At 63.7% G+C, this 12345-nt stretch carries 13 protein-coding genes; 7 read left to right on the top strand and 6 right to left on the bottom strand.

Annotation, left to right across the window (positions count from 1 at the left end; genetic code table 11):
- The first annotated feature begins 62 nt into the window (after window positions 1-62).
- From IQ25_RS07915 to IQ25_RS07905, 3 genes are all read left to right on the top strand, one after another.
- On the top strand, window positions 63-638 hold the full coding sequence (locus IQ25_RS07915) for a hypothetical protein (RefSeq protein ID WP_144904544.1): 576 nt from the start codon (window positions 63-65) through the stop codon (window positions 636-638).
- 118 nt (window positions 639-756) lie between these two features.
- The gene (locus tag IQ25_RS07910) at window positions 757-1545 is read left to right on the top strand and encodes a head GIN domain-containing protein (RefSeq protein ID WP_246415723.1); all 789 of its coding nucleotides are present in this window, start codon (window positions 757-759) and stop codon (window positions 1543-1545) included.
- A 92-nt stretch (window positions 1546-1637) separates the two neighbouring features.
- Window positions 1638-1985 (top strand): hypothetical protein, encoded by a 348-nt coding sequence (locus IQ25_RS07905; RefSeq protein WP_144904542.1) that lies wholly within the window; start codon window positions 1638-1640, stop codon window positions 1983-1985.
- On the opposite strand, the gene IQ25_RS07900 is transcribed toward IQ25_RS07905, so the two are convergent.
- Window positions 1986-2933, bottom strand: a complete 948-nt coding sequence (locus IQ25_RS07900; RefSeq protein ID WP_144904540.1) for an L-threonylcarbamoyladenylate synthase — start codon at window positions 2931-2933, stop codon at window positions 1986-1988.
- 81 nt (window positions 2934-3014) lie between these two features.
- On the opposite strand from IQ25_RS07900, the gene IQ25_RS07895 reads away from it, so the two are divergent.
- Both IQ25_RS07895 and IQ25_RS07890 read left to right on the top strand, forming a co-directional pair.
- Window positions 3015-4733, top strand: a complete 1719-nt coding sequence (locus IQ25_RS07895) for an acyl-CoA dehydrogenase (protein WP_144904537.1) — start codon at window positions 3015-3017, stop codon at window positions 4731-4733.
- Window positions 4734-4744: 11 nt separating this feature from the next.
- Entirely contained in the window at window positions 4745-5563 is an 819-nt protein-coding gene (locus IQ25_RS07890) for a DUF815 domain-containing protein (RefSeq protein WP_144904535.1), read from the top strand.
- 90 nt (window positions 5564-5653) lie between these two features.
- Here IQ25_RS07890 and IQ25_RS07885 read toward each other — a convergent pair whose 3' ends face one another.
- Window positions 5654-7114: a PQQ-dependent sugar dehydrogenase gene (locus tag IQ25_RS07885; RefSeq protein WP_144904533.1), complete on the bottom strand. Its 1461-nt coding sequence runs from the start codon at window positions 7112-7114 to the stop codon at window positions 5654-5656.
- A 98-nt stretch (window positions 7115-7212) separates the two neighbouring features.
- Here IQ25_RS07885 and IQ25_RS07880 point away from each other — a divergent pair, with 98 nt between their 5' ends.
- Entirely contained in the window at window positions 7213-7695 is a 483-nt protein-coding gene (locus IQ25_RS07880; protein WP_144904531.1) for a GAF domain-containing protein, read from the top strand.
- Between the two features lie 110 nt (window positions 7696-7805).
- Window positions 7806-8537, top strand: a complete 732-nt coding sequence (locus IQ25_RS21430) for a glycine zipper 2TM domain-containing protein (RefSeq protein ID WP_276509814.1) — start codon at window positions 7806-7808, stop codon at window positions 8535-8537.
- A gap of 119 nt (window positions 8538-8656) precedes the next feature.
- Here the strand turns inward: IQ25_RS21430 and IQ25_RS07870 are convergent, their stop codons facing one another.
- From IQ25_RS07870 to rsmG, 4 genes are all read right to left on the bottom strand, one after another.
- Window positions 8657-9811, bottom strand: a complete 1155-nt coding sequence (locus IQ25_RS07870) for an acyl-CoA dehydrogenase family protein (RefSeq protein ID WP_144904529.1) — start codon at window positions 9809-9811, stop codon at window positions 8657-8659.
- A gap of 150 nt (window positions 9812-9961) precedes the next feature.
- Complete coding sequence (locus IQ25_RS07865) at window positions 9962-10903, bottom strand: ParB/RepB/Spo0J family partition protein (RefSeq protein ID WP_144904528.1); 942 nt, start codon at window positions 10901-10903, stop codon at window positions 9962-9964.
- Window positions 10900-11676, bottom strand: a complete 777-nt coding sequence (locus tag IQ25_RS07860; RefSeq protein ID WP_144904526.1) for a ParA family protein — start codon at window positions 11674-11676, stop codon at window positions 10900-10902. The genes IQ25_RS07865 and IQ25_RS07860 overlap by 4 nt, the downstream gene beginning before the upstream one ends.
- Window positions 11673-12344, bottom strand: coding sequence for a 16S rRNA (guanine(527)-N(7))-methyltransferase RsmG (gene rsmG, locus IQ25_RS07855; protein ID WP_181447216.1), 672 nt, complete (start codon window positions 12342-12344; stop codon window positions 11673-11675). Before rsmG ends, IQ25_RS07860 begins: the two co-directional genes overlap by 4 nt.
- Window position 12345 lies beyond the last annotated feature (1 nt).

The raw sequence follows: 12345 nt of genomic DNA, 5'->3' as shown, positions 1-12345 counted from the left end.
TCGTCCTGAAGGACCATCTTGTCATTCGAAGCTGCTCTCCAGCATGACATGAGGATGCCTCTGTGAAACCTGTCGCACTAATCTGCATCCCTGCCCTTCTGATGGCTGCTGCTCCCGCGCAGGGGAAAGCTTCGGCCATCACTTATGACTGTGATACCCCAAGCGACCACTTCTCGGAACTGTTGCTACCTGTGCCTGATGGAGCGGTCACCCTCACAGGCAAGGTGCAAGTTCGCAAGCTCGCGCAATTCAAGCAGTTCGCGCCCATGGTGCGGATCGGATTCGTGCAAAGTGCCGGAAACCCCGGTGAAGCACCGTCAGACACTGACGGAATCAAGATAGTCGCGATGCCGGCAAAGCTTGTCGACAAATCTATCAAGGACCCTGGGGTACTAATTCAGCTTTTGCAGTGGGACGAGTATGTCAGCGGCAAGGAAATGGAAAGCAAGCCGATCAGCGTGCTGCCCGTCGGCGAGGCGCTTCCGTTCTCCATGCGGCTGACAGCTACGTCGATCTCGATCAGCTTTGCGGGAAGCGATAAGTCCTTCGCAACAGCGATCAATGCGCCGGTCGTCCGGGTCGTGTGTTCGACCGGGGAATTCCTCATCACCGACCTTTTGATCTCACCGACTGGTTGATCCGGTCGAATCTGCGCCTTCATTTCGAACGACAAACGCCCTGCCCCGCTCCACGAACGACTTGGCCCTGATCGTATCACCGTGTTATATCGGCAATACAGTTAGGAGTGACTTCGTGATGCTCAAGAATCTCGTTCGCGCGCTTGCAGGCGTTGCAGTCATGGGTCTCGCCACCGCGCTTGCCGGGTGTGACGGGGCGAACGTTTCGTTCAACGGCAAGAAGGGCGTGCCCTTGGCCGAACTCGACATGAACGGCCCTGCCCCCACCACCATTGCGCTGCTCGGTCCCGACAACGTCCGCGTGACGCGTGGCGACAAGCTGGCGATCACTGTCGATGGCGAAGGGGCTGACAAGCTGCGCTTCGCGCTTTCCGAAGGCCAGCTCGGCATTACCCGCGACGACTGGAAGCTTGGGCAATCGACCCAGGCCGCCACGGTCAACGTAACCCTGCCGATGCTGAGCGAGGTCATGCTTGCCGGTTCCGGCAACCTCACCACAGATCAGATGGGCGGCAACGATGCCAAGATCACGGTTGCCGGATCCGGCGTGGTCGATGCGCGTGCGATCGATGCGCAGAAGCTGGGGATCGACGTGGTCGGTTCGGGCAAGCTGAAGGCCGCTGGCAAGGCCAGGGAACTGAAAATGACCATCGCCGGCAGCGGAGATGCGGAAATGGACGGTCTCAACGTCGACGAGGTCAAGGTCGATGTTGCCGGATCGGGCAATGCACGCTTCGCCTCCAACGGCCACGTCAATGCCAACATCATGGGCTCGGGCGAAGTGCGCGTGTTCGGCCGCGCCACCTGCAAGGTCAGCGCAATGGGCTCGGGCAAGCTGGTCTGCGAGAATGGCGTGACGCCGGAAAGCGATAAGGGCAACGCCAGCGAAGAAGCCGAAGAGCAATAAGACCGCGACCGCATTCGCCCCAACCGATCCGACTAACGTAGAGCTTGCCATGGTGCCCACGCGATGTGATTTTCCCATCGAGGGAGACTTCCATGCGCCTGCTTGCCGTAAGCCTGCCGATTGCCAGCATCCTGCTTTCGGGCTGCGTTGCGAAAAGCGCTTTCGACCTCGCCACGATGCCCGTCCGCGCCGGAGCTCGCGCCGTCAACACGACGGCCGATGTCTACGATCGCGTGACGGTGAGCGATTCCGAGCGTGACCAGAAGCGCGGACGCGAAATGCGCCAACGCGAGGAGCGCTACGGCAAGCTATCGCGCGAATATGACAAGGCGCGGCGTGACTGCAGCCGTGGCGATGACGATGCCTGTGACGATGCGCGCAGCATCTATGCCGAAATGGACGCGATGCGCGCCGGCGTGCCGTACGAGGCGCGAAACTGATCAGGCAGCAGCGCGACGAAGCCTGTCGTTGATCGCCACGCCAATGCCGTGGTCCGGAATCGGCGCCACGGCGATCCGCGGCTCTGCAGCGGCAGCGCCAAAGTGCAGGCAGGCATAGAGCCGCGCCGCCGCCTCGGCGAGATCGCCTGATGCCGAAAGCGTGACGTCACCTGCCACGGTGCCGAAACCGATCAGGAATTCTCCCGCCTCAGCCTGCACGGCATCGAGCCGGACGGGTTTGCCCGGCGCATAATGGCTTGCCAACTGCCCCGGTGCTTCGATTTTAGCTGACGTCATGGCGGCACTCTTGCCACCCAGAACGCCCGCAATCTGCGCTTCGGTAATTGGTCCGGGGCGTAGCACGCTCCATGTGCCATCGGCGCGCAGGCCGACGATGGTGGACTCGATCCCTTGCTGCGTCTCGCCCCCATCAAGGATCAGGTCGACCTTGTCGCCGAGCGAATCCGCGACATGGGCCGCGCTGGTCGGACTGACCCCGCCCGACCGATTTGCGGATGGCGCTGCGAGCGGTAATCCACAGGTTTTCAACAGGGCCTGCATCACCGGGTGGGCGGGGCAGCGCAGCGCGACAGTGGGCAGGCCCGCGCTCACGGCCGGGGCCAGATCAGCGCCCTCGCGCAAGGGCAACACCATTGTCAGTGCGCCCGGCCAGAACGCCGCAGCGAGTGCCCTCGCCCGGTCATCGAACACGGCCAGAGCCTCGGCCGCCGTAGCGTCAGGCACGTGCACGATCAGGGGGTTGAAATCGGGCCGTCCCTTGGCGCGATAGATACCCGCAACGGCGGCATCGTCGTCCGCCCGCGCGGCCAGGCCATAGACCGTCTCGGTCGGCACAGCGACGGTTCCGCCCCGCACGATTACCCGCGCGGCTTCATCCAGTCCCCGATCGTCGGGCAGGTGCACCTTGGAAGGCTTTGTCGGCTCCATCAGGGTCGCTATAGGGAGAGGCAAGCCCCGCGCCAAGCGCACAAGCCCTGTGCCGGGAACTGCGCGAGACAGGAGAGGACGATGACTTTCACCCCGCCCACTGCCGACCAGCTTCTCGCCATCCGCGTGAGCGCCGGAATCGACGAGCTGGCACAGAGCGAACGCTTTGCCGCCGCCACGCCCGACCTGGTCGAAGCGATCGTCGAAGGCATCGGCGCATTTGCCGCGGGAGAATGGGCACCCCTGCACCGCGCTGGTGACCAGATCGGGGCGAAGTGGAAGGATGGCGAAGTGACGCTGCCGCCGGGCTACGTCGATGCTTACAAGGCTTTCGTCGAGCAGGGCTGGAACTCCATAGCCGGATCGACCGATTTCGGCGGCCAGGGCCTTCCTTTCACCCTCGCGACAGCCACGCTTGAAACGCTGGGCGCAGCCAACATGGGCTTCACCCTGCTCCCGATGCTGACCGTCGGGGCAATCGAGGCGCTGGAGCATCACGGCAATCCGGAACAGAAGGCCGTCTATCTGCCCAAGCTGATCTCGGGCGAATGGTCGGGCACGATGAACCTGACCGAGCCGCAGGCCGGGTCCGACGTCGGTGCGTTGCGCACCACCGCCACCCCGGTCACTGAAGGTCCGCACGCGGGCAAGTACCTGATCAAGGGCACCAAGATCTACATCACCTTCGGCGAGCATGACGCAGCTGAAAACGTGGTCCACCTCGTCCTCGCGCGCACGCCCGGCGCGCCCGAAGGCTCGCGCGGTATCTCGCTGTTCATCGTGCCGAAGTTTCACGTGGAACAGGACGGGTCGATCGGCGCGCGCAATGACGTGCGCTGCGTCTCTATCGAGCACAAGCTCGGCATCCACGCCTCGCCCACTTGCGTGATGTCCTATGGCGACAATGACGAATGCGTCGGCGAAATGGTCGGGCACGAGAACGGTGGCCTGCGCGCAATGTTCACGATGATGAACTCTGCCCGCATCAATGTCGGCAGCCAGGGCGTGCAGATTGCCGAGCGCGCTTTGCAGCAGGCACTTGGCTATGCGCGTGATCGCGTGCAGTCCGCGCGCGCCGGTTCGCCGGACAAGTCTCCCGTCGCGATCATCGAACACCCCGACGTCCGCCGCATGCTGATGCGCATGCGCGCGTTGACCGAGGGCAGCCGCGCATTGCTTTATTACACGGCAGGTCAGGTCGATCGCGGCGCGCTCGGCAACGAGGCGGCGCAGAAGCGTGCCGAACTGCTCGTGCCGATGCTGAAGGCCTGGGGGACCGACATCGGCTGCGAAGTCGCCAGCCTCGGCATCCAGGTCCACGGCGGCATGGGCTTCATCGAGGAGACTGGTGCCGCCCAGCATCTGCGCGATTCGCGCATCGCGCCGATCTACGAAGGCACCAATGGCATCCAGGCCGCTGACCTCGTGACCCGCAAGCTGGGTTATGACAACGGTGGTGTGCTGCAGGCGTTGATGGCCGAGATCGCATCAGAGATGGAGGACGTCCCCGAAGTCGCTGCCCTCGCCAAGGATGCTGCCGCCATCGGCCAGTGGATGAGCACGACTGCCAGCCTCGACGACAAGCTCGCAGGCTCCGTGCCGTTCACGACCATGTGTGCGGTCGCCGTTGCCGGTTGGCAGCTTGCCCGTCAGTCGCGCGCTTCGGATCTGCACAGCAAGATCGCGGTGACCAAGTTCTTCAACCGCGTGATCGTGCCCGAAGCGCGCGGGCTCGGCTCCTCGGCCATGGCTGGTGCCGCGCTGCTCTATGATCTCGACAGCGAGGCGCTCGCCGGATAACCCCCGGCCCCATGGCCGACGATATCCTGCTTGCCCGCATTGCCGACGCGCTCGAGCGTCTGGCGCCGCCACGTGTCGAAAGCGCGGACTGGTTCGCCTTCCCCGCCTATGTCTGGGATGGCAAGTCGGCGCGCGGGATCGACCCGCTGGAGGCGCCCGCGCTTGACCTGATGCAGGGGATCGACAAGCAGAAGACCGCCGTGGTCGAGAACGTTGCGCGCTTGTCGCGCGGCGCGGCCGCGCACGACATGCTGCTGTGGGGCGCGCGCGGCATGGGCAAGTCTGCCCTGCTCCGCGCGGCAACGCTGGCAGCGCAGCAGGCCCTGCCCGGCTCGATCGCGCTGGTGCAGGCGAGCCCTGACGCAGGCCTTGCCGACTTGTTCAGCGTGCTGCGCAAGGTCGATCGCCGCTTCCTCGTCTTCTTAGACGATCTGGGCTTCGATGCGTCGGACAGCGATGGCGCGCGCAAGCTGCGCTCATGGCTGGAGGGCGGCGTCGAGGCGCGACCGGCCAATGTGCGTCTTGCCGTTACCTCCAACCGGCGCGCCATCGTCGAACGGCACCTGTCTGAACAGGATGATCCCATCAACCCGCGCGACGTGGTGGACGATCGCCTCGCCCTTGCAGACCGCTTCGGCCTCAGCCTCGGCTTCCACAACTGCACGCAGGACGATTACCTCGCGATCATCGCCGGATACGCTGCGCATTTCGGCCTGACATACGACGAGGGCGACGCGCTGGAGTGGTCCAAGCGACGCGGCGGGCGGTCAGGGCGTGTGGCGTGGCAGTATGTCAACGAACTGGCCGGGCGGGCTGGTCGCAGCCTCTGAAGACACTTCGTCATTCCCGCGAAGGCGGGAATCCAGATAGCATGGCGCCACAATGGATTCCTGCCTGCGCGGGAACGGCGATCTCTGAAATTACTGCTGCGGCTTCATCAGATCCGAATCCGCATTGGGCTTCATGATGAACTTGCCTGTGCCTTTGGGCTGTGGCGGAGCCGTGCGCGTCGGGAGCGGGGTGATCACGGCAGCGGGCTTTGCGCCCGGAGCCGTCACGCGCCAGATCACGCCGCCGGTATCATCGCTGACCAGCAATGCGCCGTCCTTGGCAAAAGCGACCCAGGTCGGACGGCCATGCGCGGTGCTTTCATCGGCAAGGAACCCGGTGAGAACCGGAACCGGCGGATTGGGCAGGACGTTGCCCATCGCGTCAAACTTCACGAAGACCACATCATAGCCCGAGAGCGGGCGGCGGTTCCACGAACCGTGCCGCGCAATGAAGGCGCCCTGCTGGAACTTGTCACCCATCAGGTTGCCACCCTTGGCAAAGGCAAGGCCCAGCGGTGCGGTATGGGCGCCGAGACCGTATTCCGGCTTGCGCACGTAATCGAGCAGGTATTCCGGCATCGGCGCGGTCACGCGCTGGTCGATGTTCCTCTTCCAGTAAACCCACGGCCAGCCATAGTTTGCGCCGAACGGTACGCTGGTCAGGTAATCGGGCACGAGGTCAGAGCCGAGCATGTCGCGCTCGTTGACCACGGTCCACAGTTCCTCGCTGTAGGGGTTGAAGTCGAGGCCATTCGGATTGCGCAAGCCGCCAGCGAACTCGAACGACTTCTTCTTGGCGAAATCGTACTGATGGATCGAAGCGCGGCGATACTCGGCGTCGATGCCGTTTTCCGCGATGTTCGAGGAAGAGCCGACCGTCACGTAAAGCTTCGAGCCATCGGGTGACAGCAGCAGGTTGCGTGCCCAGTGGTTGCCGCCGCCCGGCAGGTCGATCAGCTTTTCCGGCTTTCCGGCAAGCGTGGTCTGGCCCAGTTCATAGGGGAACGAGAGCACCGCGTTGTGGTTAGCCACCAGCAGGCGGCCTTCACGGAACGCCATGCCGAAGGGCGAATTGAGCGCCGGGTTCTCCATCACGAAGCGCTGCTCGGCCTTGCCGTCACCATCGCCATCGCGCAGCAGCACAATCTTGTTCGGCGAAGGGCCACCCGCGCCGACCTTTTCGAACAGGTAGTTCATCACAGCGCCGGTAATGCCTTCCACCTTGCGCGGCGGGGAGTTGGTCTCAGCCACCAGCACATCGCCGTTCGGCAGGGTCACCACGGTCCGCGGATGATCGAGCTTGTCGGCAAAGCGCGTGACCTGCAGGCCCTGCGCGGCCACCGGCGCTTCTCCGTCCTTCCATCCGATCGGATCTGCGGTCTTGATCGTCGGGATCATCTGGCTGTCGGGCATGGCCAGCTTGGGCTTGGGGCCTGACGTCTCGTTGAGCGTATATTCTGCGGACGAGCCGCGGATCGACCAGGCGATCCAGGCTCCGAGGATGACGACGATCACGAGCAGCGCGATCAGGATCTTCTTGATGACTTTCATGTGCCTGAATCTAGGCTCCCCTGCCTCTCAGGGCAATGGCGGACCGCATGAAGTTGCGCGGCGCGACTTTTGGGCAAGGTTGCGCTAGGACGCAGGCCATGTTCACATTCGCTCCTACCGACGGCCAGCCAAAGGCCGAACTCCACGCCGACCTCCTTGCCGCCGCCACGGCACTGACCGATGGTGAGCCCGATGGCGTCGCCAACATGGCCAACCTTGCCGCGCTGATCTGGGAGTACCTGCCCGATCTCAACTGGGCGGGGTTCTACCGCATGATCGACGGCGAACTCGTCCTGGGGCCATTCGTCGGCAAGCCCGCCTGCATCCGCATTGCGCTCGGCTCCGGTGTATGCGGAACCGCAGCGGCCACGGCGACGACCCAGTTGGTCCCCGATGTCCACGCCTTCCCCGGCCACATCGCCTGTGATGCGGCAAGCCGTTCCGAACTCGTCGTGCCGGTGATTCGCGATGGCGCGGTGATCGCCGTGATCGATCTCGACAGCCCTTCCCCGGCAAGGTTCGACGAGGACGACGCGCGCGGAATCGAGTCACTCGCGCTGGCGATTGCCTCGCGCATCTGATTCCTGCCCCGATTCGGGACAGGCGGGACTCTGCCGCGCCTGAAACCTTGGTTTTGTACGGGTCATGATGGTAAGTTTGCGGTTAACGAACCTTATCTGGGGCAAACCGCATGCTTCGTCGTCTTACACTCGCAGCGCTGGCGCTCGGAGCCGCGTCGTCTCCGGCAATGGCGGGGGATCATCACCACAGTGGTCAGGCCGGCGGTAGCTGGCAGGGTGGATACCAGGGTGGATCCTATGGAGGCGGCTATTACGGTAGCGCTGCGGGGCCGATCTACTACCCGCCGATGATCGGCGCGCCCTACCCCACGGTCGTGATGACGCAGCCGCTCGTCGATACCCCGTCGACCCCACAACAAGGCTACTATCCGCAACCCGATCCGCGCTGGGCCGAAATGAACGAGCGCTGCGCCAAGGTCTATGGCGACAAGGGCGTCGGCGGAGCGCTGCTGGGCGGTGTGCTGGGCGGCGTGGCGGGCAATCGCATCGCTGGCAAGGGTAACCGCGTTCTTGGTACCGCGGTCGGTGCAGTCGCTGGAGCCGTTGCGGGCAATGTGATCGACAAGGCCGAGGACAAGGGCCTGCGCCGCGAATGCGACGATTACTTCGCCTCGCTCCCGCCGCAGGGATACCCGGGTGCCGCCTACCCCGGCTACTACCCCGGCTACGCGCCTTATGGCTACGTGATGGTCCCGGTCATGCTTCCACCGCAGAAGCCCTGCGTCGAAACGACTGTCGTCACCGAAACCTGGGTCGAGGCCAAGCGCAGCCGCGTGATCCCCCCGCGCCCGAAGATCATCAAGGAAAAGCGGGTCAAGGAAAAGCGCGTTTACACGGGCTGAACCGGCCAATTCCTGAAGTCTGAAGCGAAACGGCCCGCCCTCCGGTCTGGAGAGCGGGCCGTTTCAGTATCCAACAGCGTCATTCCCACGCATGTGGGAATGCAGCGAAGGCTGAACGTTCAGAGCTTGCGCCCGATCAGCTCCTTCATGATCTCGTTGGTGCCGCCGAAGATGCGCGTCACGCGCGCACCGCGCCATGCACGGGCGATCGCATACTCGTTCATGTAGCCAGCGCCGCCGTGGAGCTGGAGGCACTTGTCCATCACTTCCCACTGCAGTTCGGTGTGCCACAGCTTTGCAGCTGCACCTTCCTCGGCAGTCAGTTCACGCTTGAGGTGACGAGTAAGCGCCCAATCAAGGTGCGCCCAGCCCACCTGCAGCTTGGTCTTGAGATCGGCCAGCGTGAAGCGGGTGTTCTGGAAGTCGAGGATCGGCTTGCCGAAGGCCTTGCGCTCGCGCGTGAATTCCACGGTATCGTCGAACGCCTTCTGCGCCGAAGCCTGGGCGCTGACAGCAATCGACAGGCGCTCCTGCGGCAGTTCGCTCATCAGGTAGATGAAGCCCTTGCCCTCTTCGCCGAGGCAATTGGTGATCGGCACGCGCACGTCCTCGAAGAACAGCTCCGATGTATCCGCCTCGTCCTGCCCGATCTTGTCGAGATTGCGGCCGCGCTTGAAACCTTCGCGATCGGCCTCGACCAGCACGATCGAGACGCCCTTCCATGCCGGCTGCACGTCGGTGTCGGTCTTGCAGCACACCAGTATCAGGTCAGCGTTCTGGCCATTGGTGATGTAGGTCTTGGACCCGTTGATCACGTAATGGTTGCCGTCCTTCTTGGCGGTGGTCTTCATGCCCTGAAGGTCGGAACCGGTGCCGGGTTCAGTCATGGCGATGGCGGTGATCACCTCACCCGAGACCATCTTGGGCAGCCACTTCTTCTTCTGCTCTTCCGAGCCGTAGGAGACGATATAATTGACCACGATGTCCGATTGCAGCGAGAAGCCGGTGGTTACGCGGCCGTAATAGGCGCTCTCTTCATCGACGATCGCATTGTATCCGAAGTCGAGGCCAAGACCGCCGTACTCCTCGGGCACAGTCGGGCAGAGCATGCCGACGGCGCCGGCCTTGGGCCAGACGGACTTGGGCACGATGCCCGCCTCACCCCATTCCGCTGCGTGAGGCGCGATTTCGTCCTGCAGGAAACGCCGCACGCTGTGACGGAAGGCTTCGTGGTCTTCATTGTAGGCAGTGCGCGGGATCAGGTCGAGCGACATGGCCAATCTCTCCGGTCATGAACTGTTATCGCACCAATCTATGCGCACAGCCCTAGTCCGGTCAACGAATATTTAATCGACCAATTAATGCACGTTGGTGCAGGACAACTGACGTCGTGACGTCAAGGATGTCCCCTTCTTGCCAGCGACTTAGAAGTCGCCCCCGGTCAATCGCCCGCAGATCAGGTCCAGCTGGTCGAGATTCTTGTAGCGAATCGTCACGGCACCGGTCGTCGGATCGGAGTCGGGTTGGATCGAGACCTTGAGCCCGAGGAAATCCTCAAGATGCTGCTCGATCGCGGCGAGATCCGCAGCACCCACGGAGTCCTTGCCGGCACGCGCCTGCCGCCGCTGGCCTTCGGGCCGCGTCGCCTTGCGCGCCAGTTTCTCGGTATCGCGCACCGAAAGGTCCTTGGCGATCACTTCGCGTGCCAGGGAAACCGGATCGGGCGCATTGATCAGCGCGCGCGCATGGCCCATCGACAGTTCGCTGCGCACGACCATGTCGAGAACGTCATCGGGCAGGCCAAGCAGGCGCATCATGTTCGCCACGTGGCTGCGCGACTTGTCGACGAACTTGGCGATGTCGTTCTGCGTCAGCCCCTCGCTATCGGCCAGGCGCTGATAGGCACGCGCCTCTTCCACGGGGTTCAGGTCTTCGCGCTGAAGGTTCTCGATCAGTGCAAGCGCGGCCACATCGCGATCATCGAGCTTGCGCACGATGGCCGGGATCTCGTGCACTTGCGCCTTCTGCGCCGCACGCCAGCGCCGCTCACCCGCGACGAGCTGATAGCGTCCGCCAGCGATCGGCCGCACGACGACGGGCTGGATCACGCCGCGTGCGGCGATCGACTGTGCCAGTTCCTCGAGAGCGTCCTCGTCGAAGTGGCGGCGCGGCTGATCGGGATGCGGCTCGATCGACGCGACCATGAGCAGCGCCAGGCCGCCATCGCGCGATGCAGCACCTTCCTCGCCCGAGACAGAAATGCGCGCAATCGGCTCCTCGCGGCGTACTTCGCCCATGAGCGCACCAAGTCCGCGACCCAATCCGGTCCTGCGTGCCGGTGCCTTGACTGCTTCGTCGCCACTCATGCCGCAATCCTCCGTTCGGGCAGCCGGCCGATCAGTTCGCGGGCCAGCTTCATGTAGGCCTGCGATCCGGGGCAGGCATGGTCATAGATCAGCGCGGGGAGCCCATGGCTCGGCGCTTCGGACAGGCGCACGTTGCGCGGGATCACGCTTTCGAACACCAGGTCGCGCAGGCACGAACGCACGTCATCGGCCACTTGGTCGGTCAACCGGTTGCGCCGGTCATACATGGTCAGGACGATGCCGAGGATGCCGAGGTCAGGATTGAAGCGCTCCTGCACCCGCTCGACCGTTTGCAACAATTGGCTCAACCCTTCGAGCGCAAAGAACTCGCACTGCAACGGAACAAGGATCGAATCCGCCGCAGTCAGAGCGTTGAGCGTCAGCAGACCGAGCGATGGCGGGCAGTCGATCAGGCAGATGTCGTGCCCGGTGTCAGCGGTCAGCACCTTGCGCAAACGGTGCGTGCGGTCCTCCACACTCACCAGTTCAACCTCGGCGCCTGAAAGGTCGACCGTGGCAGGAACGATGTCGAGCCCGGGAATGCGCGTCGGCATCAGACAATCGGCGACCGAAGCCTGATCGATCAGCAGGTCATAGGAAGACCGCTCGCGCTCGCCCGATGAAATGCCGATGCCCGTCGAGCAGTTGCCCTGCGGATCGAGATCAATCAGCAGCGATTTCCATCCGGTCGCGGCCAGCGCCGTGGCGATGTTGATCGCGGTGGTGGTCTTGCCCACTCCGCCCTTCTGGTTTGCAACGGCGACGGTGATCATGTGCGCTTGCCTTTGGCTTTCGTCGTTCGCGGTGCACTCCCGCCGAGCAGTCGCCCGACGATGATCCCGGCATTCTCATCGGTCAGCGATTGTTCCACGTGGAACAGGTGATTCCATGAGTCGGGGAGCACCTGCAATTCATGCGGTGCCCCTGCCCCTTTCGGCAACAGCCAGACCGTGTCGGGTGTGGAAAAGCGGGCGGAAAGCGTAACCAGTTTGTCCAGCGGTGCAAAAGCGCGTGCCGAGATCACGGCGTGCGGACCGCTGGGAAGATCCTCGACGCGGGAGAGAACGACGCTCACCCGATCCAGGCCAAGCGCATCGGCTGCGCGCTGCAACCACTCGGTGCGCAATCTGCGCGAATCGACCAACGTGACGGGGCGCTCGGGCTGAAGCGCCGCAATCACCAGACCAGGAAATCCGGCGCCCGTCCCAAGGTCAAGCCATTCGCCCTCGGGAAGTGTTTCACGTGAAACATGAAGCAGCTGCGCCGAGTCTACGATGTGGCGCACCCACACATGCGCCAGCGTCCCGCGAGCCACAAGGTTCTGCCGCTCGTTCTCTTCCAGCAGCAGAGCGACGAGGTTCGACAGACGATCCATCCGGGCGTCATCGACCTGCAGAACGCTGCGGAGCCAGTCCTGGGCTTCGGCTTCAGTGACGAGCAGA

This window comes from Novosphingobium taihuense (genome assembly GCF_007830315.1).
Lineage (GTDB): Bacteria > Pseudomonadota > Alphaproteobacteria > Sphingomonadales > Sphingomonadaceae > Novosphingobium > Novosphingobium taihuense.
Note: the sequence above shows the minus strand (reverse complement) of the source record. Positions and strands in the feature narration are given on the sequence as shown.